At 48.1% G+C, this 23,051-nt stretch carries 21 protein-coding genes; 9 read left to right on the top strand and 12 right to left on the bottom strand.

The genetic code is table 11. The features are described 5' to 3' along the window. Window positions 1-2 precede the first annotated feature (2 nt). From purQ to purE, 8 genes are read left to right on the top strand one after another with little or no spacing between them, the layout of a single operon-like run. Window positions 3-710 carry a phosphoribosylformylglycinamidine synthase subunit PurQ gene (gene purQ, locus BUC50_RS02415; RefSeq protein ID WP_013048550.1) on the top strand — a complete coding sequence of 236 codons (708 nt, stop codon included), beginning with the start codon at window positions 3-5 and terminating at the stop codon, window positions 708-710. Continuing rightward, window positions 710-2,863 carry a phosphoribosylformylglycinamidine synthase subunit PurL gene (gene purL / locus BUC50_RS02410; RefSeq protein WP_041459608.1) on the top strand — a complete coding sequence of 718 codons (2,154 nt, stop codon included), beginning with the start codon at window positions 710-712 and terminating at the stop codon, window positions 2,861-2,863. The genes purQ and purL overlap by 1 nt, the downstream gene beginning before the upstream one ends. After that, window positions 2,864-4,237, top strand: a complete 1,374-nt coding sequence (gene purF / locus BUC50_RS02405) for an amidophosphoribosyltransferase (RefSeq protein ID WP_013048552.1) — start codon at window positions 2,864-2,866, stop codon at window positions 4,235-4,237. It begins immediately after the preceding gene. After that, window positions 4,221-5,213, top strand: a complete 993-nt coding sequence (gene purM / locus BUC50_RS02400; RefSeq protein ID WP_286677124.1) for a phosphoribosylformylglycinamidine cyclo-ligase — start codon at window positions 4,221-4,223, stop codon at window positions 5,211-5,213. The genes purF and purM overlap by 17 nt, the downstream gene beginning before the upstream one ends. 2 nt (window positions 5,214-5,215) lie before the next feature. Then, window positions 5,216-5,821: a phosphoribosylglycinamide formyltransferase gene (gene purN / locus BUC50_RS02395; RefSeq protein ID WP_213700753.1), complete on the top strand. Its 606-nt coding sequence runs from the start codon at window positions 5,216-5,218 to the stop codon at window positions 5,819-5,821. After that, window positions 5,808-7,337, top strand: coding sequence for a bifunctional phosphoribosylaminoimidazolecarboxamide formyltransferase/IMP cyclohydrolase (gene purH / locus BUC50_RS02390; RefSeq protein WP_273313225.1), 1,530 nt, complete (start codon window positions 5,808-5,810; stop codon window positions 7,335-7,337). Before purN ends, purH begins: the two co-directional genes overlap by 14 nt. Window positions 7,338-7,349: 12 nt before the next feature. Continuing rightward, window positions 7,350-8,621, top strand: coding sequence for a phosphoribosylamine--glycine ligase (gene purD / locus BUC50_RS02385; RefSeq protein ID WP_013048556.1), 1,272 nt, complete (start codon window positions 7,350-7,352; stop codon window positions 8,619-8,621). A gap of 11 nt (window positions 8,622-8,632) precedes the next feature. Further along, window positions 8,633-9,178 (top strand): 5-(carboxyamino)imidazole ribonucleotide mutase, encoded by a 546-nt coding sequence (purE, locus tag BUC50_RS02380; RefSeq protein WP_013048557.1) that lies wholly within the window; start codon window positions 8,633-8,635, stop codon window positions 9,176-9,178. An 11-nt stretch (window positions 9,179-9,189) separates the two neighbouring features. Here purE and BUC50_RS02375 read toward each other — a convergent pair whose 3' ends face one another. From BUC50_RS02375 to hpf, 11 genes are all read right to left on the bottom strand, one after another. Then, window positions 9,190-9,387: a hypothetical protein gene (locus BUC50_RS02375; protein WP_013048558.1), complete on the bottom strand. Its 198-nt coding sequence runs from the start codon at window positions 9,385-9,387 to the stop codon at window positions 9,190-9,192. Window positions 9,388-9,521: 134 nt separating this feature from the next. Next, complete coding sequence (locus BUC50_RS02370; RefSeq protein ID WP_013048559.1) at window positions 9,522-10,292, bottom strand: transporter substrate-binding domain-containing protein; 771 nt, start codon at window positions 10,290-10,292, stop codon at window positions 9,522-9,524. A 52-nt stretch (window positions 10,293-10,344) separates the two neighbouring features. Further along, window positions 10,345-11,565 (bottom strand): argininosuccinate synthase, encoded by a 1,221-nt coding sequence (locus BUC50_RS02365; RefSeq protein ID WP_013048560.1) that lies wholly within the window; start codon window positions 11,563-11,565, stop codon window positions 10,345-10,347. A gap of 354 nt (window positions 11,566-11,919) precedes the next feature. Further along, complete coding sequence (surE, locus tag BUC50_RS02360) at window positions 11,920-12,702, bottom strand: 5'/3'-nucleotidase SurE (RefSeq protein ID WP_013048561.1); 783 nt, start codon at window positions 12,700-12,702, stop codon at window positions 11,920-11,922. Between the two features lie 33 nt (window positions 12,703-12,735). After that, window positions 12,736-13,341, bottom strand: coding sequence for a site-2 protease family protein (locus BUC50_RS02355; protein WP_013048562.1), 606 nt, complete (start codon window positions 13,339-13,341; stop codon window positions 12,736-12,738). Between the two features lie 22 nt (window positions 13,342-13,363). Then, window positions 13,364-15,997, bottom strand: coding sequence for a CBS domain-containing protein (locus tag BUC50_RS02350; RefSeq protein ID WP_013048563.1), 2,634 nt, complete (start codon window positions 15,995-15,997; stop codon window positions 13,364-13,366). Beyond that, window positions 15,994-16,875: a dephospho-CoA kinase gene (gene coaE, locus BUC50_RS02345; protein WP_013048564.1), complete on the bottom strand. Its 882-nt coding sequence runs from the start codon at window positions 16,873-16,875 to the stop codon at window positions 15,994-15,996. Before coaE ends, BUC50_RS02350 begins: the two co-directional genes overlap by 4 nt. Further along, window positions 16,835-18,817 (bottom strand): ATP-dependent helicase, encoded by a 1,983-nt coding sequence (locus BUC50_RS02340; protein ID WP_013048565.1) that lies wholly within the window; start codon window positions 18,815-18,817, stop codon window positions 16,835-16,837. The genes coaE and BUC50_RS02340 overlap by 41 nt, the downstream gene beginning before the upstream one ends. Then, window positions 18,814-19,473: a hydrogenase nickel incorporation protein HypB gene (hypB, locus tag BUC50_RS02335; protein ID WP_013048566.1), complete on the bottom strand. Its 660-nt coding sequence runs from the start codon at window positions 19,471-19,473 to the stop codon at window positions 18,814-18,816. Before hypB ends, BUC50_RS02340 begins: the two co-directional genes overlap by 4 nt. Continuing rightward, window positions 19,457-19,819: a hydrogenase maturation nickel metallochaperone HypA gene (gene hypA / locus BUC50_RS02330; RefSeq protein WP_013048567.1), complete on the bottom strand. Its 363-nt coding sequence runs from the start codon at window positions 19,817-19,819 to the stop codon at window positions 19,457-19,459. The genes hypB and hypA overlap by 17 nt, the downstream gene beginning before the upstream one ends. Window positions 19,820-19,904: 85 nt before the next feature. Further along, window positions 19,905-20,444, bottom strand: coding sequence for a ribosome hibernation-promoting factor, HPF/YfiA family (hpf, locus tag BUC50_RS02325; RefSeq protein WP_013048568.1), 540 nt, complete (start codon window positions 20,442-20,444; stop codon window positions 19,905-19,907). Between the two features lie 149 nt (window positions 20,445-20,593). Here hpf and BUC50_RS02320 point away from each other — a divergent pair, with 149 nt between their 5' ends. Continuing rightward, complete coding sequence (locus BUC50_RS02320; RefSeq protein WP_013048569.1) at window positions 20,594-21,784, top strand: pyridoxal phosphate-dependent aminotransferase; 1,191 nt, start codon at window positions 20,594-20,596, stop codon at window positions 21,782-21,784. Between the two features lie 83 nt (window positions 21,785-21,867). Here the strand turns inward: BUC50_RS02320 and BUC50_RS02315 are convergent, their stop codons facing one another. Then, the gene (locus tag BUC50_RS02315) at window positions 21,868-22,842 is read right to left on the bottom strand and encodes a 2-hydroxyacid dehydrogenase (RefSeq protein ID WP_244392377.1); all 975 of its coding nucleotides are present in this window, start codon (window positions 22,840-22,842) and stop codon (window positions 21,868-21,870) included. Between the last annotated feature and the right edge of the window lie 209 nt (window positions 22,843-23,051).

Below are 23,051 nucleotides of genomic sequence, written 5' to 3'. Positions count from 1 at the left end.
CCGTGAAAGCATGTGTAGTGGTCTTTCCTGGAAGCAACTGCGACCAGGACGTAGTCTATGCCCTGCGCCATGTAGTTCAGGCCACAGTAGAAACTGTGTGGCATAAAGAAAAGAACCTGCCAGCAAACACGGATCTTGTTGTTCTGCCAGGAGGCTACTCCTACGGTGACTATCTTCGCACTGGCGCTATGGCTGCACGCTCTCCAATTATGGATGCCATTCGTGAGTATTCTGAAAAGGGGGGGCTCCTTCTTGGTATTTGTAACGGTTTTCAGATACTTACAGAGGCCGGTCTTCTGCCTGGAGTGCTTCTTGCGAACAAATTTCTTCGTTTTATCTGCAGCCCCTGTTATTTGAAGGTAGAACGCAATGACACACCCTTTACCCTTCGCTACTCTAAAGGACAGATAGTTCAGTTCCCCATCGCCCATCATGAAGGGCTTTTTTATCTTCCGGAAGAAGATTTGAAAGTACTGGAAAAAAATAATCAGGTGGTGTTCAGATATGCTTCCCGCGATGGAGAAATAGCTGAGCAGCACAACCCAAACGGAGCTTTACACCATATTGCAGGGATTACCAATGAAAAAGGAAATATCTTAGGTCTTATGCCTCACCCGGAACGAGCCAGCGAACTGCTTTTAGGCGGAGACGACGGAGCTGTAATGTGGCAATCGATCAAAGCATGGATCAAAAAGGAAGGTGTCAGATGATGGACTATCGCCTGGCTGGATTGAGACAGGAAGAATATGAAGAGATAAAACGCGTTCTTGGCCGTGAACCCAACGAAAACGAACTTCGTATCATGGGAGTTATGTGGTCAGAACACTGCAGCTATAAATCGACGAAACATCTTCTGCGCAATTTTCCCACCACTGGAGAAAAAGTCATCCTTGGCCCCGGTGAAAATGCTGGCGTAGTCGACGCTGGCAATGGATGGGGAGCAGCCTTTAAAGTAGAGAGCCATAACCATCCCTCTGCCGTTGCGCCCTACCAGGGAGCAGCCACTGGCGTAGGCGGCATCATCCGTGATGTCCTTGCTCTTGGTGCCAGACCTGCCGCATCTATGGACGGTCTTTTCTTTGGCGATCCTGAAAATAGGAGAACGCAGACACTTTCACAGGGAATCGTGGAAGGAGTGGGCGGTTACGGCAACCCTGTTGGAGTTCCCACAGTAGGAGGAAAAACTGTATATGATTCCTGCTATACCGATAATCCCCTCGTCAACGCTTTTAATCTTGGCCTTGTCCGCCTTGACCAGCTTGTAAGTTCTAAAACAGCCAGACCCGGCCTTCGAGTTCTGATCCTTGGTTCTAAAACGGGAAGGGATGGAATAGCTGGCGCAGCTTTTGCATCAGCCGAGCTTTCGGACGACACGAAGTCAAGCCGCCCTTCCATACAGATCGGAGACCCTTTTACAGAAAAGCTGCTGATCGAAGCCTGTCTTGAACTCAGAGATAAAAAACTTATTGTCAGCATGCAGGACATGGGAGCCGCCGGCATTACGTCTTCTTCCAGCGAAATAGCTGCTAAGAGCGGCGTTGGCATGATCCTCCATTTCGATAAGGTTCCTCTTCGAGAAGAAGGAATGACCCCTTGGGAAATTGCCTTATCAGAATCCCAAGAGAGAATGCTCCTTATCGTCGAGCCAGAAGATTATGACGAGGTAGCTGCTGTTGCTTCTAAGTGGGGGCTTGACTGTACCGATATCGGAGAAACCATCCCCGGAGATCAGTACACCATCCTGTGGAACTCCGAAGTTGTGGCTCAAATGCCAGCCTCCCTTATTGGAGACCGTTGCCCATCCATACACTGGCCCTCAAAACGTCCGGGAGACCTTGAAAAAAGATGGGAATTCGATCTGGAAGATCTGCCCATGCCAGAAGATTTCAATAAGGCCGTACTTGATCTTGTAACATCTCCATCTCTTCGAAGCAGACGGTGGATATATGAACAATACGACCAGATGGTCCAGGCCAATACTGTTCAGGGACCGGGGGCGCCAGTCAGTGTTATCAGAATAAAGGAAACCGGTCGTCTCATAGCCATGACAATGGAATCCGACCCATGGAAATGCTACCTCGACCCCTACCGCGGCGGAGCCGAAACTGTTGCCCGCTCCATCAGAGCGCTGGCCGTGGCAGGAGCTACTCCCCTTGGCCTCACAGACTGTCTGAACTTCCCTTCACCGGAAAAGCCTGAGCAATATTGGGAGCTGGAAGAGGTTGTCCACGGAATGTCAGATTGCTGTAAAAACCTGGAGTGCCCTGTGGTTTCCGGTAATGTGAGCCTTTACAATGAAAGTTCAACTCAGCGCATTCTTCCAACCCCTGTTGTGGGAACCGTAGGGGTTATAGATTCACCTGACCATTATCTTAGAAGCGGCACCTGGCAGGAAGGGGATCATCTTTTTCTCGTTGGTGCGATGAATGCTCCTCTGGACGGCAGCCAGTATCTCTTGCAGGCTACTGGAAAGACAATGGGGCGGCCACTGCCCTTCACCCCAGAAATAGAGACGGATTTTTCCCTTCGCGCCCTTAAAACAGCGCGGCAGCAGCTTGCCCATAGCGGTCGACCCATCGCTGGCGGCGGGCTGGCAGCGGCACTGGTAAAAGAAGCCGTAATGACCGGTCTTGGAGCGGCGATGAGGATGCCCTTCCCAACCCGCATGGATGTTTTTCTCTTCGGAGAAGGCACTCCGCGAGCCCTCTACGCTGTCCCTTCAGACAAAGTGGTGCAGTTCAGGTTAGTATGGAATGGATTTCCCTTTGTGGAACTCGGTCAGATTGGTGGAAACTATCTAACACTCGAAAATATATTCGATCTTCCAGTCCCGGTTCTCACTGAGCGTTGGGAGGGGCGTTAAATGTGCGGTGTCTTCGGTGCGTTTACCCAAAATGGAGGGCCTGTCCTTGAAGATGTGTATCTCGGTCTTTATGCCCTTCAGCATCGGGGGCAGGAATCAGCAGGTGTTGCCTGGGTAGATGACAACAACGCAATAAGAACTCAAAAGGGAAATGGGCTGGTCCACCTCGCCCTTGATCAGGAAGCTTTGGCTAAAATAGACACTCGATGTGCAATTGGGCATGTACGGTATTCCACTGCGGGTGGTTCCGACCCAAGAAACATTCAGCCCCTTACCGCCAGCAATTCCAGAGGTTCTGTTGCTGTCGCCCATAACGGCAACATTACAAACGCCGAAGCACTGAAACAATACCTTGAAAACAGGGGGGCTATTTTCCACTCCCTTACTGATACTGAAGTGTTGCTACACCTCATGGCTCATCAGCCCCATAAACCCATGATCGATGCTTTTGTCGACTCTCTGAGGCGGCTCAAGGGCGCCTATTCCCTGGTTATGATTCTCGACGGGAAATTGGTAGCTGCGCGGGACCCATGGGGGTTCCGCCCCCTGGTCATTGGACAGCGCGATCGTATCATATATGTTTCTTCTGAAACATGCGCACTGGACCTTGTAGGGGCGAAAGCACTTCGAGAAGTCGCGCCTGGCGAAGTGGTGGTTATTGACAAGGATGAGATAAAAAGCATTAGAATTCCTGTTCAGACCAAGTGTCATTATCAGTGCTCCTTCGAATATGTTTATTTCGCCCGCCCCGACAGCATCCTGGCAGGTCGTTCTGTTTACGCTGTCCGCAAAGCACTGGGGCACTGCCTGGCTAAAAGAGCTCCATGTCTTTCCGCAAACATGGTCACAGGGATGCCGGATAGCGGAACCATCGCTTCTATGGGATTTGCGGAAGGAAGCACTCTCCCCTATGAAAAGGCCATCGTACGAAACCGATATGTGGGACGAACCTTTATTAACCCTACACAGAGAGTCAGAGAACTTGGGGTCCGTATCAAATTGAACCCTATACATGATCTGATCAAAGATCGCAAGATCGTAGTTATCGACGATTCTATCGTACGGGGAACAACAAGTCAGCGCATCATAGCCATGATCCGAGCGGGGGGAGCAAAAGAAGTCCATGTACGGATCTCTTCTCCTCCCGTCTGTTTCCCCTGTTACTACGGGATCGATACGCCAAGCCGTGTTGAATTGGCCGCTGCCCGTATGAATATTAAGGAGTTGGAGAAAATTATAGGAGCCGATTCCCTGGAATATATTACTGTTGACGATCTTGTCCAGGCCATCGGATTACCCCGTAACGAACTCTGTACCGCATGTTTTACGGGAGAATATATGGAAGGAGAAACTCAGGATGAGCTTGAGCTATAAAGAAGCCGGTGTTGACATTGAAGGCGGCAATGAGTGGGTTCGTACCATCGGCCGCATTATGTCGACCCTACCAAGAGATCCTAACGTGGTAGGTGGAATTGGAGGATTTAGCGGCCTTTACAAAATAAGCGATGATCTGATGCTTGCCGGCTGCTGTGACGGCGTAGGAACAAAACTGGAAGTTGCCAAACTGGCCTCTGATTACAGCGGCCTTGGCCAGGATCTGGTGGCCATGAATGTTAATGACCTCATCACCTGCGGCGCCAAACCTCTCTTCTTTCTGGACTATATTGCATGTGGGCGCTTAGACCAAGACGTGCTCGCGCCAATTGTTAAAAGCGCGGCAGAAGCCTGTATAGAAAGCGGCTGCGCCCTTCTCGGAGGAGAAACAGCGGAAATGCCGGGAGTCTACCCTGAAACCGGCTTTGATCTCGCAGGTTTTTCTGTCGGCATCGTATCGGCTTCAAAGCTGATAGATGGGCGTTCCATAGAAAAAGGAGACGTTCTCGTCGGTCTGCCAAGCTCTGGCATCCATAGCAACGGCTATAGCCTTGTGAGGAAAGTACTTCTGGAAGGTGAAAGGGCCCTGCCCATAGACACCTTTCTTCCCCAGCTGGGGGAATCGTTGTCAAAGGCCCTTCTTCGTCCAACTCGCCTCTACTCAAGAATTGCTTTAAAAACCATAGAAAAACACCAGATCCACGGGATGGCCCATATTACCGGCGGCGGGCTGGAAGAGAACATACAGAGGGTTTTACCTTCGGGGCTATCGCTCCATGTGGATTTTTCAGCATGGGAACGTCCTGCGGTTTTCCAGGTGATCTCTGAGGCAGGCGTAGAAGAAAAAGAAATGCGTCATGTATTTAACCTTGGTATTGGATACAGCTTCATAGTTTCTCCTTCTGAAGCGGATGGCATTGTTGGCTTTCTGACCAGAGAAGGCGAAAAACCTGTGATATTCGGAGAAGTTTACTAGTCATGCCCCGTATCGCTATCCTCATCTCTGGAACAGGAACCAATATGGCTGAAATCAACAAGAGAGTTAAGAGCCATGACCTTTCCTGTGAAATTTCTTTTGTAGCAAGCGATAATCCTGTCGCATTAGGCTTGCAATATGCCCAGAGAGAGGGGCTCGAAACAGTGCTGCTTCCCTATGGAACAGAGGGGAGAGACAAAGCAGAAAAGGTATTGCATGATCTCTGTTGTTCCCGTGATGTTGAATGGATCGTCCTCGCAGGCTTTATGAAAATCCTTTCACCCAGGTTTGTGAGGAAATGGGAACGGAAAATCGTTAATATACATCCGGCCCTTCTTCCTTCCTTCCCCGGAACAAATGGGGCCAGGGATGCCTGGGACTATGGCGTAAGAGTAACAGGGGTGACGGTCCATTTAGTGGACAGCGGAGTGGATACTGGTATTATTCTTTCTCAAAAAGCCGTTACTATTGAAAAAGAAGACACCCTTGATTATCTTGTAAAAAAGATCCATGAGGTAGAATATGATCTCTATTGGCAAACACTTAAAAAGCTATTCCAAGGCGCATATTCTTTTCAAGGGAGGAGAGCAATAGATGACAGCAACTAAAAGAGCTCTTATTTCTGTTTTTGACAAACAGGGAGTAGAAGATTTTGCAAAGAAACTTATAGAAAGAGGCTGGGAGATCGTTTCCAGCTCTGGTACTGCCAAAAAGCTGCAGGAAGCAGGTATAAATGTCATAGAAGTTTCTGATCTCACAGGATTCCCCCACATTTTAGGAGGCAGGGTCAAGACCCTCCATCCCTTTATTTCAGGCGGAATTCTTGCCCGCCGCCATGTGGACGGAGATCTGAGGGACATAGAAACTTTTAAGATACCTTTAATAGATATGGTGGTTTGCAATCTTTACCCCTTCCAGGAAGTGGCCCAAAGAGGGGCTAATATAGACGAACTCCTTGAAAACATTGATATTGGCGGGGTTACTCTTATCCGTGCCGGGGCTAAAAATTACCCTCATGTCATTATACTGACCGACCCTTTAGACTATGAACAAATACTGGAAGAGCTAGATGCGGAAGGCAACGTCACCCTTCTCACCCGTCAGAGCCTTGCTTTGAAAGCCTTCGCTCATACGGCCGCCTATGATGGCGCTATCGTGGAAGGGCTTTCTTCTGAACTCGGCGTTGAGCCTGAAATGAAAAAAGAGCTCACTATCCCCCTGAAAAAGGAACAAGATCTCCGCTATGGAGAAAACCCTCATCAGGAGGCGGCCCTCTATCTTCCTCCTATGAAGAAACTGCCATGGGTGCAGCTTGGGGGGAAACCTCTTTCATATAACAACATACTTGATCTCGATTGTGCCATGAGGGGAGCTGCCCTGCTTCAGGATGGGCCGGGGGCGCTTGTCATTAAACATACGACACCCTGCGGAATGGCCTATGGATCAACATTGAAAGAAGCCTACGAAAAGGCCTTCAGGTGTGATCCACTTTCCGCCTTTGGTGGCGTTGTGGGCTTTTCCCGCCCTCTGGATATGGAAACAGCTCTCGCTGTTTCACAGCATTTTACAGAAGTACTTCTCGTTCCAGATGGGGAAGATGAGGCCTTAGAGTTCCTAAAAAAGGATAAACCCTCTCTGCGCATTCTGAAATGGAAAGGCGGCAAAGTGCTCCCCTGGCAAATTACCAGCACATGGAGCGGCTTCCTTGTACAGCAGGACATTTTACCCCCTCTTCCCAATCCTGATAAGGGAACATGGATTGGACCACGAAGGGACGATCTCTGGAAAGACATGCTCCTCGCATGGAAGGTTGCCTGTCTTTCAAAGAGTAATGCTGTAGCCATAATAAAAGATGGTGAAGCCGTGGGAATAGGCATGGGGTTTTGCAGTCGTGTATTCGCTGTAGATTTTGCCTCAAACCAGGCTAAGGAAAAAGCAAAAGGCGCCGTGATGGGCAGCGATGCTTTTTTCCCCTTTCCAGATGGCGTAGAAGCAGCAGCCAAAGCTGGTATCAAGGCTATTATTCAACCTGGCGGATCGGTACGAGATGACGAAGTCTTTAAAAGGGCGGAAGAGCTGGGACTCAGCATGTTCATTAGCGGCTGGCGCACATTCCGTCATTAAGGAGGGAGCCCTGTGAATTTTCTTGTGATTGGAAGCGGCGGTCGGGAACACGCCCTCGTCTGGGCTCTTTCTCAATCTGAAAAAGTCAATGAATTGCATGCCGCCCCGGGTAATCCAGGGATGAAAGATTTGGCTACATTGCACAGCGCCTCTGTAGAAAACAAGAAAGAGATACTGGCCCTGGCCAAAAAAATTCAGCCGGATTACATTATAGTAGGCCCTGAGGCTCCCCTCGTCGTAGGGGCCTCCGACCTTTTGCGCAAGAACGGCTTTAAAGTTTTCGGCCCTGGAAGGGAAGGTGCGTCTCTGGAAGGAAGCAAGATCTTCGCCAAAGAGTTCATGGCACGCCACTCTATTCCAACGGCCCCCTTCGATGTCTGCCTCTCCATAGAAGAAGGAGAGGCGGCTCTCAATAAGCGCCAGGCGCCTTTCGTTGTAAAGGCAGACGGTCTTGCGGCGGGGAAAGGGGCATTCGTTCTTCAGACAAGAGAAGAAGCCCTGGCTGTCATTTCCAATCTTCTTGTCAAAAAAGAGCTGGGAACCTCTGGAGAGAAAATCATTATTGAGGATTTTATGCCCGGCCTGGAACTAACCATCCTATGCGTGAGCGATGGAAAAAACTATCGTATATTGCCGGGCAGCCAGGATCACAAAAGGGTCTTTGACCATGATCAAGGTCCCAATACTGGCGGAATGGGGGCCTACTGCCCTGTCCCCTGGGTAGATGAAGATCTGCTGCGCCGGGTAGAGGAAACTGTAATTTCCCCTACGTTTTCGGGGCTGCGATCTGAAAATATTTCCTACTGCGGCGTTCTCTATTTCGGATTGATGATTGATCCGGACGGAAGTCCCCGTGTCGTGGAATATAATGTGCGTTTCGGAGATCCAGAGGCAGAAGTGGTTTTACCCACATTAAATGTTGACTTCGCCCAGCTCATAATGGCAACATGCGATGGGAACCTGCGGTCTCTGCCGAAAATTCATTCCACCCAGTGGGCTGTGGATGTGGTGATGACTTCTGAAGGTTATCCCGGTGCCTACACAAAAGGTTATCCTATCACCGGCCTTGATGAAGCCGCTGCCACTGGCAAGGTTCTAGTGTTTCATGCCGGAACTGCCTTGAATGAAAAGGATGAGATCGTCACTGCGGGAGGAAGGGTGCTCAATGTAGTGGGCCTTGGAAAAACCCTGGAGGAAGCCCTCGAACAATCGTACAAAAGTGTTAGGAAGATACACTTTACGGGAGCTCATTATCGTAAAGATATTGCGGCCAAAGCGCGATAAGGAGGTATTCTATGAGTGAGGAGAAAACACCACAGATAGGAATTGTGTTGGGGTCTAAATCTGATCTTCCAGCTGCCCATAAAGCTGCGGAGATTCTGAACCAATTCAATGTTCCTTTTGAAGTGACTATTGCGTCAGCCCACAGAACCCCCGAAGATGCGGCCCAGTATGCAGCTCTCGCCGAGGATAGAGGCCTTGAGGTCATTATAGCCATAGCCGGTTTGTCGGCGGCGCTGCCTGGCGTGTTAGCGGCTCATACCCTTCTGCCGGTAATAGGTGTTCCCGTCTCTGCAGGAACCCTTGGCGGTCTTGATGCCCTTCTCTCTATTGCCCAGATGCCCCCAGGGGTTCCTGTGGCTTCCACTGGCATCGACGGCTCAAAAAACGCCTCTCTTCTAGCCCTCCGCATATTGGCCAGAAAGAATGAAGAGATAAGAAAGCAGTTAACTCTCTTTAGGGAAGAGGAAGCGCAAAAAATCCAGCAGGGCCGCGAAACCATTGTGGATTTACCTAACGCGCCTGCAGAGGCATTTTTGATGTTCCGTCCATTGTCTTAACTTGACAAGATTCAACGCCTGTTGTCATGGGCTGCAAAATAGCCTATGGCAAGAAGTACTATAATCCAGAAGTACCGTAGTTTTCCCTGAAAAAGAGTTCCTACTGTTTCTCTGCCGAGGAAAGCAGTTAAAAGAAAAATGACCATAACGAAAATGGTTAATGCAATAATTATTTTCCCACGGGGGGGCAACCTTTTTTCTTCTGCCATTTATCGACCCATCCTTTCGGGAATAATGAGAAAAACATTTTCTCTATTGTACAGCTTTTAAAAATGTCCGCAAAATAAAAGGGTGCCAGCTATTTACTGGCACCCTCATTCTTATGCTCATAAAGTAGAGAAACCTACTCCTTTTTAGTGTTCCATTTCTTGTGGAGTTCAGAGATAAACCCTTCCTCCTGAAGCTGAACCACAATTTTATTTACAGCCTCCAGAAAAGCAGGGTCGTTTTGGCTTACGGCCAAAGCCTGCTTGGCACCCTTCAACTCCACTGTAAAGGATTTTTTAAGCTGCCCCTTGAACTCTTCGCTGTTTATATATGTTTCAGCTACGGTTTCGTCCATGAGAGAAGCGTCGGCACGTTTAAGAGTCACCTCTCGAACAGCATCGTTCAGCTTTGGAAACTGCTTTACCGTGACTCCTTCCACTTCTGAAATATATACATCCTGCGTCGTTCCAAGCTGAACGGCAACAGTCTTTCCTTTAAGGTCTTCAAGGGTTGCCATTTCACCGCTATCCTTATTGAGCACAAAGGCACTGAGGCTCACCATATAAGGAGTAGAGAAAGCGACCTTCTTGCTTCGTTCTTCAGTGATGCTCAGGCACGCCGCGATCATATCGATCTTCCCGGTCAGAAGTGAAGGAATAACCCCATCAAAGGCCATGTCCACCCACTCCGCCTTTTTGCCAAGGCGAGCAACCACTTCATTGGCAAGATCTATGTCAAAACCGACCAGAGCCCCCGTTTTATCATGAAACTCAAAGGGAGGGTAGGAACCGGAAGTCCCAATAATCACCGTGTCCTTCTCCATAACGGACCCTGCTCCAAATGCCGGACCCCCGACAACCCCTAACAGAAGCGCAAAAAACATTACTAGCACTACACTCTTTTTCATTACCATCTCTCCTCCCCCCGGGGGGTATGCAAAAATTCAAGACCTGGCACCATTAGCAAAAGATTTCAACTGGCATTTTGTCTTTGTGAACCTGTTTCCATGTTTTTACAGGAAGTCCCCATATCTTGATAAACCCGACAGCCGCTGCGTGATCGAATGCGTCGCCCTCTGAGTAGGTGGCCAGATTTTGCTGGTATATGGAGTTGGGCGATTTCATCCCCCGTACCACTGCCTGACCTTTATAGAACCTGACCTTAACAACACCGTTTACATATTCCTGAGTTGTATCTACAAAAGAATCAATTGCCTCTTTCAAAGGAGAGTACCAATATCCTTCATAGGTCAGTTCCGCATACTTCACCTCCAGCTCTTTTTTAGAAGCTAAAACTTTTTTATCAAGGGTCAGAGTTTCAAGAGCCTTATGGGCGGCAATAAGAGTCATGGCCGCAGGACACTCATAGACTTCCCGGCTCTTAAAGCCTACAAGCCGGTCTTCCACCATGTCGATCCTTCCTACTCCATGTTTACCAGCCTGCTCGTTCAGCGTCTGAATCAATGAAGGGCCATCCATTGCTTCGCCATTTAAAGCAACGGGAATTCCCTTTTCAAAAGTTATCTCCACAAACTCCTGGTGGTCTGGGGCATTCCATGGGTCCACTGTCAGGGTATATGCGTCTGCAGGGGGTTCGTTCCACGGATCCTCCAAAATGCCGCATTCTATAGAGCGGCCCCAGATGTTCTCATCTATACTGTATGGAGAAGCTGTAGTAGCCATCACAGGGATGTCGTGGGCCTGGGCATACTCCATCTCTGCCTCTCGGCTAAAATGCCAGTCTCGCACAGGGGCCAAAACGTCAAGTTCGGGGTTTAGCGCATTGGTGCACACTTCGATTCGCACCTGATCCTGCCCTTTTCCGGTACAACCATGGGCCACGGCTCCCGCGTTCTCTTTTTTTGCCACCATAGCCATAACTTTGGCAATTAGCGGACGGGAAAGAGCTGAATTCAAGGGGTAGGTCCCCTGATACATGGCATTCGCCTTTAAGGCAGGCCAAACAAACTCTTTAACGAACTCCTGTTTCAGATCCATAACATAGGCCTTGGAAGCGCCGCTTTTAAGTGCCTTCTGTTTGGCAGCTTCAAGATCCACCTGCTGACCCACGTCGGCGGTCATGGTAATAACCTCATACCCCTGTTCCTTGAGCCACATAGTGGCCACCGATGTGTCAAGCCCCCCACTATACGCGAGAACTACCTTTTTCTTATCTAACATTTTCAAGAACTCCCCTTTCCAACATCCCTAAAAAATAAACAGACCCGTCCCCAGTACAACCAGGGACGGGTCTGATACCCGCGGTGCCACCCTTATTGGCAAAAGATGTAATGTTCCCTTCCCTTTGCCCGCTCTCTTGCCTCTACTTGACAAAAATGTCTTTCTTCGAGGCCGGCTCAAGGGCTCTATTCTTCCCCCATATTCTGAAAAGGCTTTCAGCCGATGACCTTTTCTCTCTGTTGAATAGCGGAGGGATTACTCTTCCCTTTCATTGCCGTGTCGCAACTGCTTATTATTTATAGCAGAAGATTATACACGTCAATGAACCTTTGTCAACTATTTTTTTTAAAGTAACTAAAAGTTTATTTTTTGAAGTCCGTTCTCGCTGTATCGCTCCAGTGACGGATAGTGAGTCATGTCCATATGGACTGGCGTTATAGAGACATAACCATTGGCCAGAGCCCAGACGTCGCAGCCTTCCACAAGCTGGTCTTCCGGCCGGCCTGAAACCCAATAATATGCCCGTCCGTGGGGATCTCGAAGTTTCGTAACTTTCCCTTCGTAAAGACGCACCCCTTTACGGGTAACCTTGACGCCTCTCAATAAGGTTAAGGAGAGATTAGGAACATTTACATTGAGCAATACTCCTTCTTCCAGCGGTTCTTTCTCAATGACTTTCAATATTTTTTCCACTACGACGGCGGCTGTTCTGTAATGGCAGGTATCATCACGGCTGCTGCAATTCAACGACACCGCTATTGACGGGCATCCCATAATGACCCCTTCCATAGCTGCCGAAACAGTGCCGGAATAGGTCAGGTCATCTCCCACATTAGGGCCGCTGTTGATTCCCGAAATAACCATATCTGTTTCAGGCTGCACTTCCTCTATTCCCAAAACAACGCAATCCGATGGAGTGCCGTCGCAAGCGTTCACATTCTGTCCCTCGGGATAAAGTCCCTGGCTCACACTCCACAGACGAAGGGGGCGGGTCAAGGTTATAGCGTGTCCCACACTGCTTCTTTCACGATCTGGAGCCACTACGGCCCATGAATATCCCTTATCAGCGAGGTGAGCTGCCATGGTCATAAGTCCTGGTGCAAATACTCCATCGTCATTCGTTAAAAGTAATTTCACTATCTCTCATCCTCTCTTCTCACTCTACACTGATTATAGAATCCAACGTATCAACAAAAAGACAATGGGGTTCATAAAGGCCTGAATAACTCCTAGGGCAAGAAGAACCATGAGAATAATAAACCCATACTGTTCGAGCCAAAAATATTTTTCAAGCCACTGCGGCGGTAGAAGAACATACAGAATCTTCGAACCGTCGAGGGGAGGAATTGGGATCAGATTAAACACCGCCAGCCCCACATTGATAGCCACCATGAGGAACATAAAGAGACGGAGGGCGGAATTTCCCAAAAAGAAACTCGGGAAAAGACGTATAAGCAGTCCTATTGCAAAAGCGGTCAGAATATTCCCTGTTACACCGGCAATGGAAACAAGAAAAAGATCACGCCTGGGCTTCTTAAAATAGCGCGTATCTATGGGGACCGGTTTTGCCCATCCAAAACGAAAAACAAGAAGCATCAGCGCCCCTACGGGGTCGAGATGGGCCAGGGGGTTGAGGGATAAACGGCCTGCTCTTTCAGCCGTAGGGTCTCCTAAAAGATAGGCCATATAGCCATGGCAAAATTCATGGAATGTTATGGCCCATAATACGGCAGGGAGGCTTAATAATAATTCAGGAAGGGATGGAAAATGGAACATAGCTCTCACACTCCTTATATATTCAATGGCGCTTTGTTTGTCGCAACTCTAAGGGGAAGTTGTTTTTTATCCAGGCTACTTCCTCTTCGAGGGTAGTCAGTTCTTCGTTTAAACAACGATCTCTCAGCTGAGATAAAATCTCTCCGATCTGAGGCCCCCCCCTGTACCCCATCTCTATCAGATCGCGACCTGTCAGGTGGCTCTTAGTTCTATAAAGGCGAGTCAAGTAAGAAAGAATCCGACGCCTCACCCGCCAGCGTTCCGTAGCAGCGCTCCAGAACAAGGCCGTTACAGGCGATATCTCACGGAGATAACCATAAATTTCAGAGTTCTTTACAAGGGTTCGACCTCCCAGATCCTGCTCTGCCGCACGAAGGCCGTCAAGGGATTGTACCATGATATCCCGTTCTCTTGGTGCCAGACTCAAACGGTCAAGAATAGCAAACTGAACTGTTTCATGAGATTCTATGGCTAGGGCAGCGAGAAACGCCAGCCATTCATATCCTCTGAAGTCAGGAAAATCTCTTGATATACGGGCAAGAAAAGCAGAAAGACGGCGAATAGTCCGCACAGCTGTCTTTCCAATACGTAATCCGGGAAAGAGAATATCCCATACACCGAGTTCGGCCATCCGCTTTAACGCAGGGAAAGGAGCCTTTTCCTGCATGGTCAATTCAAGTTCGCTGCGAAGACGATAACCTGAAAGCCGGGCCAGAAGACCGCCTTTTAAACAACTATGCAAAAGGCGAAGAGTATTATCTTCCAAGTGAAAATTAAGACGCTGCTCAAGACGTATGCCCCGGATGACCCTTGTGGGATCTTCAACAAAACTCAGGTTATGGAGTACTTTCAGTGTTTTTTTATTCAAGTCCCTTCGTCCGCCGAAGTAATCGATAAGAGTTCCCCAGGAATCAGGGGTTATGGAAACAGCCATAGCGTTAATGGTAAAGTCTCTACGATACAAATCATGCTTTAGGGAATCGCTGGATACCCTGGGCTGGGCCAATGGGTACTCGTAGAACTCGCGACGGGCTGTGGCCACATCAACTTTCATGCCATCAGAAAAAATGAGGGAACCTGTCTTATAACGCTCGTGCAACGATATGTGACACCCTTCCTGATTTATGCTTTTCAAGAAATCCACTGCGTTTCCTTCTACAACCACATCAAGGTCAAGGCTCTCTCTGCCAAGCATAATATCCCTCACAATACCTCCAACGATATAGGCTTTCATGCCGAGAGACTGAGCTTCCTTTCCCAGATAAATAAGAATTTCATACTGGCGCGGAGTAAGAGTTTCTTTTAAAAGATGTTCCAGGTTATCTGTCCACGGCATCTCTGGAGCTATCTTTCTTTCTTCAGGGGGGAGGGATTCTGGATAGAGAGCCCGGATGAGATCTGTACGGGTCACTATCCCGACCAAAACATGGCCGTCAAGCACAGGAAGACGGCCTATATTGTGAAAAACAAGAATCCGATGGGCCTCTGCTATGGAAGCTTCTTTTGATACTGAAATAACGCCCTCCGTCATAAATTCCCTCACGAGAGCCAGGCCAAAACCGTGAAGCTGGGCCTTGTCAAGGTCTTTCCTGGTAATGATGCCCTTGACCTTTTCTCCATAAACAACTGGGAGGGCGGAGTGACCATACCTTATCATGGTCCTGTAGGCATCATTCACCGAAGAATCCGGCTCCACAGCCATAACTGGGCTAGTCATTATATCTTCCACTTTGATACGGGGCTGAATGGATTCCTCCAGCTTTTTTTCAAGACTTTCCAGTATAGATAGAGGGCGCACATTATGCAAAGTCACAGAGGCGGCCTGGGGATGTCCCCCTCCACCGAGATGGGCGAGAAACTTCGATACATCCAGAATGCTCTCGTGGCTTCGCGCCACTACATAGGTTCTCTTCTCCATGCGGACAGCCGCAATGGCTATCTCTGCGGCAAAATAATCTCTAAGTCGATGAACGAAGAGAGAAAGGCCGTCCACATATACAGGGGAAGATGTGTATGAAAGAACTACCCGAGCGCCGTTTATATAACGAACCCAGGCGTTCTCGATAAGGAGATCAAGAATTCGCCGCTCAGGGGCAGAGAAGCTCATCTCTATATGGGAAGGGATGATTGTCAGATCGGCTCCTAACTCTTTGAGTCTGGAGATGGCATGAAAGTCCCTCTCCGTCGTGCCGCCAAAGGTTAAGCCTCCTGTGTCTTCGTAAATTCCCATGGCAAAAAGGGTCGCTTCATGGGGTGTAATTGGTATCTGCCGTTCAAGAAGAATCTCTACAAGTAAGGTGGTAGTGGCCCCAACGGGGTCTATGACCATAAGTTCTCCATCAATATCGTCGAAAGAGGGAGGGTGGTGATCGTACACATGAACCGAAACATCTTTGCGCCCAAGCAATGTAACATAGGGACCAATCCGGGATCGAGACCGAGTATCGACGATAATCAGCTGAGTAACTTCATCCTTACGCACTTTGCGAGGAGTCACAATTGGCCAGCGCTGCGGAAATTTCCTCAAGAAATCCCGCACCGTCCGGCTCGTGGAACCAGACAGGGAAAGGACAGCGTCGGGGTATAATTTAGACGCCGCTACCATACTTGCGATGGAATCAAAATCATTTCCCATATGACTCGTTATTACTTTCACCCAATGATCTCCTCCACTAGCTCGTTCCGAAGAGAGCGAGAAAGGCGGCGAATCGAAATAAGCTCAGTTTCTTCAAGTCCCTCTTCTGTCAATGTCCTTTCAACAAAGGCCCAATAAAACTCACATGAATAGGCCCTCATCATATATCTTTTGTTCATAGAAAGGGAACCGCCTCGAACCAGAGCGTTTGTCAAGGGCACTATTTCAATTCTTGTGACCTGACCAGAGGCTCCTAATCGTATGGCGGCCTTCCGTATAACAAGTTCATCGGAAGAATAGCCTCTTATTTCGCAAAGAGCGGCCATTTTCTTAAATAAGGCCGCATATCGGCTCAGACTCTGTTCAAGAGTGTCAATTGAGCTATCATTGCGTATAACCAGATCGGCTTCAGCGCGCTTTTCTTCAGCGTTACGGAGAAAACGTTCGCGACGTTCTATTTCTTCTTTGTTCCATCCCCGCACTTCGTTTCTTGCTAGGCGAAGATCAAGGGGGGCTGTTACGTAAACAGAGAGATCGACCCACCAGGGAATCCTGTTTTCAAAAAGAAGGGGAATCTCCGCTATAACCCATCCTTGTAGAGAGGCAACTTTCCGTTCCATTTCGATACGGACAAATGGATGGATCATGTCACAAACCCATTCATACTCCGTCATATCGGAGAAAACAATGGAGGCCACCACCGACGGATTTATATGGCCATTTCCAAGAAGGACCTGGGTTCCCCAACGCTCACTTGCCCTACGAAGCACTGTGGTGTCTTTCCACGCCTCATGGGCTAATGCATCGGCATCGATAATAGTAGCGCCAAGGCTTTTCCAGATTTGGCTTACAGTTGACTTACCAGCCCCAACGTCTCCTGTCACTCCCAAAACCAGCATTGGTCCTCTCCTCCTCGCCTCGATCATCAACATTTTTATTTCCGTCTGGAATCTCCCATAAGAACCGGGAAAGCCCATTACGGAACACTGTGCCAAAAAGGCGTCGACTCCGGGCGCCAGACATATAAAGTTTCTCTTCAGCCCGAGTCATACCAACATAGCACAGACGCCGTTCTTCTTCGAGACTTTCCTGAACCTCAAGACATTTAAAATGAGGGAAGATCGCTTCTTCGAGCCCCACAAGAAATACTACTGGGAACTCGAGTCCTTTGGCTGCGTGGAGGGTAAGGAAGTTCACAGCTTCAAGATCATCCATATCTGTAGTTTCAAGGTCTGTAAAAAGGGCTACTTCAGCCAGAACCTCCGCGAGATCACCACCACTAGTGACCAAAGAGCCTAACTCACGTATATTTTCTACCCGCTCTTCCCATCCTTCGGGGTCGTCTTTTTTCAACTGATCCTCATATTCTATACTATCAAGAATATAAAGAAGAACATCATGAAAACTACCTGATCTTTTTATAATATTAAACATATGACGGCCTAATTCCATCGCACCAATCTTGGCTTTTCCCGTCAACCCCAGATCTTTTCCATCGGCCACAGCTCTCCATAGCTGTTCAGCTTCCATTTCAGGAATGGCCCCAAGGCCCTCCATAAGCTTTTCCTGGCTTTTCTTACCAATCCCACGGGTCGGAACGTTTGCTATTCTTCCTAATGAGGCGCCATCGAGAGGATTCACAGCCAAACGCATAAATGAAAGCACATCTTTAATCTCTTTACGATCATAGAAAGCGGTGCCTCGCACAACTCGATATGGAACCCCTTTTTCTATGCATTTTTGTTCGTATATGCGGCTCATGGCATTTATCCGATACAATACCGCCATGTCCCCATACCTGTACCCGCAGAAATTATGAAGTCTATGCATCTCAGATAAAATAAAATCTGCCTCCTGGTATTCGTTAGGGGCGAGGAGGACATAAATTTTTTCTCCCATATCCCTTGCTGTCCAGAGGTTCTTTTTCCTTCTGCGTTCGTTGCTGATAATAACTGCATTGGCCGCTTTTAATATATTTCCTGTAGACCGATAGTTCTGATCAAGAACTACCACCTTGGCCGCCGGGAAATCTTTCTCAAAATTAAGAATCATGGTCATATCGGCTCCCCGCCAACCATAAATAGACTGATCAGGGTCGCCTACTACCATAATATTTCCTTTTGTCCCAATAAGTCTGCGAAGCAAGAAATACTGGGGTTTGTTAACGTCCTGATATTCATCAACAAGAATCCAGTCCAGACGGGATTGCTCTTGCTCACGAAGTTTTTCGTCAACCATAAGAAGGTGAAGAGGCAAAATAAGAAGGTCGTCAAAATCTACAGCATTCTGCCTGCGAAGTTCGTCATGATATTTTCTATAGACCTCATGTTCTATTCCTTCAAGACCTACAGGCTCAAGGGTTTTATGGTTTCCTTCTGTTTTAGCCTTTGAAATATGGTCAAGGACGTTGGTCGGATCTATCTGTTTTGGATCAAGCTTTAGATCCTCCATAATTTTCTTTACAAGAGAACGGCTATCGTTCCGGTCAAAGATGGCAAAGCCTTTTCTGAGACCGAGAAATTCCAGCTGGTCGCTATTGCGAAAAAGAAAGTGGAGACCAAAAGAATGGAAGGTGCTTACCTGCATTGCCGAAGCCTTGGCTCCGACCAAGGCCTGCACTCTCTCCCCCATTTCCCTGGCTGCTTTGTTTGTAAAGGTCACAGCTAAAATGCCCTTGGGTGAAGCGTACCCCTTCTCGATGAGATAAGCTATTTTATGGGCTAAGACACGGGTTTTACCACTCCCCGCCCCTGCCAGTACAAGGAGTGGCCCATCACAATAACGCACTGCCTCTTGCTGCCTTGGGTTCAGTTTATCTAAAATAGAATCAGCTACACTCATACAGAACGTTTCTCCTTCAACCATGTTTCAACTAGTGACACCCATCGGTCAATCCCTTTTCCGTTCAAAGCTTCTATTTCTATACATTCCACACGCGGGTTCAGATGCTGCAAATCATTTTTGTAGAGATCCATATCGAAGGGGACGTAGGGGGCCAGATCCATTTTTGTCAGCAGCACTGCCTTTGCCTCAGAAAAAAGGTGGGGGTATTTGAGGGGTTTATCAGCACCTTCTGGAACGCTGCTCACCGCGACCTTCATATCTTCGCCGATATCAAATTCCGCGGGGCACACTAAATTCCCTACATTCTCTATAAAAATAACATCAAGATCTTCAAGAGGAAGCTCTTTAAAAGCCTTACTCACAAGATTCGCTTCGAGATGGCAGCCCCCATGGGTATTTATCTGAATAGCAGGAACTCCCAGTTTAGACAACCGCTCGGCATCTCGCGATGTGGCAATATCTCCTTCGATAACGGCAAACCTGAAGGAGGCCGCCTTTTTTGTAGCTTCGAGAAGGGTGGTCTTTCCAGCTCCGGGGGAACCAATAATATTGATCACAAGAATGCCACGGTGATGGCTTTCATCCCTCATCCGGCGGGCAAATTCTTCATCGGCGGCCATAACAGACTGCCTTATTTTATATACTTTCGCCATGGTCCTCTTCCACCTCCACAGACTCTATATCCAGTTCCATACCAGATAGAACATTTACTTCGTAACTTCCACAGAAAGGGCAAATAAAATCCATTTGATCCTCTCCCCATTCTTTAAGGCAACCCTTGCATTGAAAGCCCATGGGTATTTGCTTAATTTCCATACGAGAACCTTCAAGGGGAGTCCCTTCTGTTGCCACTTCATAGGCAAACATCATAACATCAGGAATGACCTGACGCATGGCTCCGACATGAAGGGTTACTTTCTCTATCCGTTTCCAGCCGTGCTGGCCTTTCAACTCAAGAAGAGATTCAATCACAGACTCCACAAGAGACATTTCATGCATTGGTACTCCCCCTAACAACAACACCTACAGAAAAAAAGGCCCCCAAAGGGGGGCCTTCTGTACCTTCACAGAAAACCTTTCAGTGTTACTCTAAAGGCTCAATGAGCCCAAAACCACCGTTTTTCCTTTTATACACCACATTAACTAAACCAGTCTCTACGTTTTTGAAAAGAAAGAACTCATGGCCCAGAAGCTCCATCTGCATTGTCGCCTCTTTGGCCGTCATAGGACGAAGAGGAAACCGTTTGGTCTTCACTATCTCTTCTTCCGCTGGGAGCAACGGCTCAGTTTCCACAAAGCCCTCGAGATTAAAGGATATATCACGGGTCCGCAACAGGGCCCTGTCTTTGAGATAATCGTTATGCCGTTTGATCTGACGCTCAATATTCTTCAAAGCCTTGTCAAAGGCTTTTCGCATATCAGGAGCACTCTCCTCGCTTCGCATAATCACACCATTCGCGTTGGAGGTAATTTCAACGTTGTGCATCCCGCGACCGAAACTCACAAGCACTTGGTTATCAAGGATCCGGTTAAAAAACTTGCCTAATTTCGAAACCTTCTCCCTCATGTAACTTCTGAGCTCGTCGTCAATTACAGCATTTCGTGCTACAAAGCGTACGTCCATATACATCCCTCCAATCTTGCTCTATTCCTGTTTATTCTAACATTGCCCCATGATATGAGCAATAAACAAGCACTGGCTGACTTAAGAAGCAGAGACCAGTATAATATCCTATACAGTGACTTACTATAAAAATCAGGAGTTGATATTCTATGCATATTTCCCAACGGGCAAAGAGAATGGAACCCTCCGCGACCCTTGTTGTCACAGCAAAGGCTAAAGCACTCAAACGGGAGGGAAAACCTATAATTTCCTTTGGTGCCGGTGAACCGGATTTTCCTTCTCCTTCTTCGGCTCTGCGATATGCAGAAGAGGCAATGGAAAGAGAGCAAACCCACTACACCCCCGCAGCAGGCATTCCTGAACTTAAGGAAGCTGTATGTTCATACTACAAGAATCACTTTGGACTTACATACGAAAGCAATCAGGTTCTTGTAGGGGCAGGCGCCAAGCCTCTTCTCTATGAAGCCCTAGGCTGCATTGTAGATCCAGGCGATGAAGTTCTAGTTTTTACTCCGGCATGGGTGAGCTATGTGGAACAGATTCGCCTTTTTGAAGGAAAAGAAGTGCTCATAGACACATCAAGCACCGGGTATGTTCCCAACCTCGACGTAGTACGCCAAGCCATCACTCCGCGAACACGATGCATGATGCTCAATACGCCAAACAACCCTACCGGCGCTGTCTACGACGAGAAAACCCTTAAAGGACTCGCGGAACTTGCCGTGGAAAAAAACATTGTCATCATCTATGACGAAATATATGAACGCCTTGTCTATGGCCATGCCAGACACCACCAGATCCTCAATCTTTGCCCAGAAGCCAAAGATTTGACCATCATCGTAAACGGCGTAAGCAAGGCCTTCGCCATGACTGGCTGGCGCATAGGCTATGCTCTCGGCCCCACAGAGATAATAGCCACTATGGGTTCTTTTCAGGGGCACCTTACATCCAATGCCTGTTCTGTGGCCCAATGGGCGGCGGTGGGAGCCCTTCGAGAGGCAAACAATGATGTAATCGCCATGCACAGTCAATTCAGCAAACGGAAAGACCTTGCTGTCAGTCTTCTTAAAGATATGCCGCTCATCACCTTTCAGGAACCTCAGGGCGCCTTCTATGTATGGATCAATATAGAGAAGACCTTTGGCAAAAAACACGGGAATACACTTATCACAGATGATAGCTCTTTCTGCTCAGCCCTTCTCGACAGCAAGTATGTAGCGGGCGTACCAGGAACAGCCTTTATGGTGCCTGGATATATGCGCATCTCCTATTCGAACTCAACAGAAGAAATTACGGAGGGAATGGGGCGCCTCAAAGAATTTCTTGAGGAAATTAAATAAACTGAAACCATAGGTTCGCAAATAGCGTGAAAAAAGATGGGGCAGGAGCTTTCTCAAAAAAGAGAGTCCCTGCCCTTTAATTATTATGGGTTTACCACATAAAGCGGTTGCCGTCCTTCCAGGGCATCAATCAAGTTTTGCGCGGCAAGGCGGCTCATGCCCCCCCTGGAATCGTACGTGGCACTTCCCATATGGGGCATAACTGTCACGTTCGGAAGGGTAAGGAGGGGCTCGTCCAAAGGTACCGGCTCCTTTGCAAAAACATCGAGGCCTGCAGCCCATATCCATTTTTCTGACAAAGCCTTACACAAGGCCTTTTGATCCACCACCAGGCCGCGGGAAGTATTCACCAGAATCGCTGTAGGTTTCATCATTCGCAGCTCTCGCTCTCCAATGAGACTGCGCGTTTCATCCTTCAAAGGGCAGTGAAGGGTCACATAATCAGACGTTTGAAGCAATTTATCTAGTGAAACCCTCTGGGCTCCCAACTCTTTTTCCGCCGCTGGCTTCGCTGATGGATTATAGTAACAGATGGACATGCCAAAACCCTTTGCCCGCCTGGCCACTGCTTGCCCAATTTGTCCAAAGCCCACAATGCCAAGTTTCTTGCCAGCTGTATCCATTCCAAGCCACATATCCGGATACCAGGTAGTCCACTGGCCTCTCCTCAAATACTCGCTGCACTCCACGAGGCGGCGCGCTGCTGCCAACAACAAAGTGAAAGCCAGATCAGCAGTGGCGTCAGTTAAAACATCAGGGGTATTGCAGATCATGATCCCATGACGTTTTGCCGCTTCAATATCGATATTATCAAATCCTACCGCGTGCTGACTCACAACTTTCAGTTTTGGAGCATGGGAAAAAAGCTCGTCGTCAATTGCGTTTGCCGGCATTGAAAGAAGCCCTTCCACGTCCTGAACCTCCCGTAACAGAGTTGCGCGATCTGGGGCTCCCTCCCCTCTCCACATTTTATAATCCACATGTCCATTGAGAAGGTCCATTCCCTCTTTTAAAATCCTTTGGGTGACATATACTTTAGGCAAAGCCAATAAATCCACCTCCTAATTATTCGCTAAAGGTTATGATAATATTCTAGCAGGTAAAATATTTCACATTTTCACCTTTGCCCATATCTGCTGACTGGTCAGACATTTCTTTATCCCCTTTGGGGATGATGTTATCCTGTTTGATGACACAAATGTACTTTAGCTCATTGAATTTTATATAAGTATGGATTATACTTCCCACTGTTCTTATCATATTAAAA

Source organism: Aminobacterium sp. EBM-42 (genome assembly GCF_001896635.1).
Classification (GTDB): domain Bacteria; phylum Synergistota; class Synergistia; order Synergistales; family Aminobacteriaceae; genus Aminobacterium; species Aminobacterium colombiense.
The sequence above is the reverse complement of the archived record's forward strand: the minus strand, read 5'-3'. Positions and strand labels throughout refer to the sequence as shown.

What these genes read in the sequence shown, in the direction of transcription:
- purF (WP_013048552.1), top strand. Translation starts at nt 2,864, where the DNA reads ATGTGCGGTGTCTTCGGTGCGTTTACCCAAAATGGAGGGCCTGTCCTT.
- coaE (WP_013048564.1), bottom strand. Translation starts at nt 16,875, where the DNA reads ATGCTGGTTTTGGGAGTGACAGGAGACGTTGGGGCTGGTAAGTCAACT.
- BUC50_RS02320 (WP_013048569.1), top strand. Translation starts at nt 20,594, where the DNA reads ATGCATATTTCCCAACGGGCAAAGAGAATGGAACCCTCCGCGACCCTT.
- purE (WP_013048557.1), top strand. Translation starts at nt 8,633, where the DNA reads ATGAGTGAGGAGAAAACACCACAGATAGGAATTGTGTTGGGGTCTAAA.
- BUC50_RS02340 (WP_013048565.1), bottom strand. Translation starts at nt 18,817, where the DNA reads ATGAGTGTAGCTGATTCTATTTTAGATAAACTGAACCCAAGGCAGCAA.
- purN (WP_213700753.1), top strand. Translation starts at nt 5,216, where the DNA reads ATGCCCCGTATCGCTATCCTCATCTCTGGAACAGGAACCAATATGGCT.
- BUC50_RS02365 (WP_013048560.1), bottom strand. Translation starts at nt 11,565, where the DNA reads ATGTTAGATAAGAAAAAGGTAGTTCTCGCGTATAGTGGGGGGCTTGAC.
- BUC50_RS02375 (WP_013048558.1), bottom strand. Translation starts at nt 9,387, where the DNA reads ATGGCAGAAGAAAAAAGGTTGCCCCCCCGTGGGAAAATAATTATTGCA.
- BUC50_RS02370 (WP_013048559.1), bottom strand. Translation starts at nt 10,292, where the DNA reads ATGAAAAAGAGTGTAGTGCTAGTAATGTTTTTTGCGCTTCTGTTAGGG.
- hypB (WP_013048566.1), bottom strand. Translation starts at nt 19,473, where the DNA reads ATGGCGAAAGTATATAAAATAAGGCAGTCTGTTATGGCCGCCGATGAA.
- purM (WP_286677124.1), top strand. Translation starts at nt 4,221, where the DNA reads ATGAGCTTGAGCTATAAAGAAGCCGGTGTTGACATTGAAGGCGGCAAT.
- hypA (WP_013048567.1), bottom strand. Translation starts at nt 19,819, where the DNA reads ATGCATGAAATGTCTCTTGTGGAGTCTGTGATTGAATCTCTTCTTGAG.
- purL (WP_041459608.1), top strand. Translation starts at nt 710, where the DNA reads ATGGACTATCGCCTGGCTGGATTGAGACAGGAAGAATATGAAGAGATA.
- purH (WP_273313225.1), top strand. Translation starts at nt 5,808, where the DNA reads ATGACAGCAACTAAAAGAGCTCTTATTTCTGTTTTTGACAAACAGGGA.
- hpf (WP_013048568.1), bottom strand. Translation starts at nt 20,444, where the DNA reads ATGGACGTACGCTTTGTAGCACGAAATGCTGTAATTGACGACGAGCTC.
- BUC50_RS02355 (WP_013048562.1), bottom strand. Translation starts at nt 13,341, where the DNA reads ATGTTCCATTTTCCATCCCTTCCTGAATTATTATTAAGCCTCCCTGCC.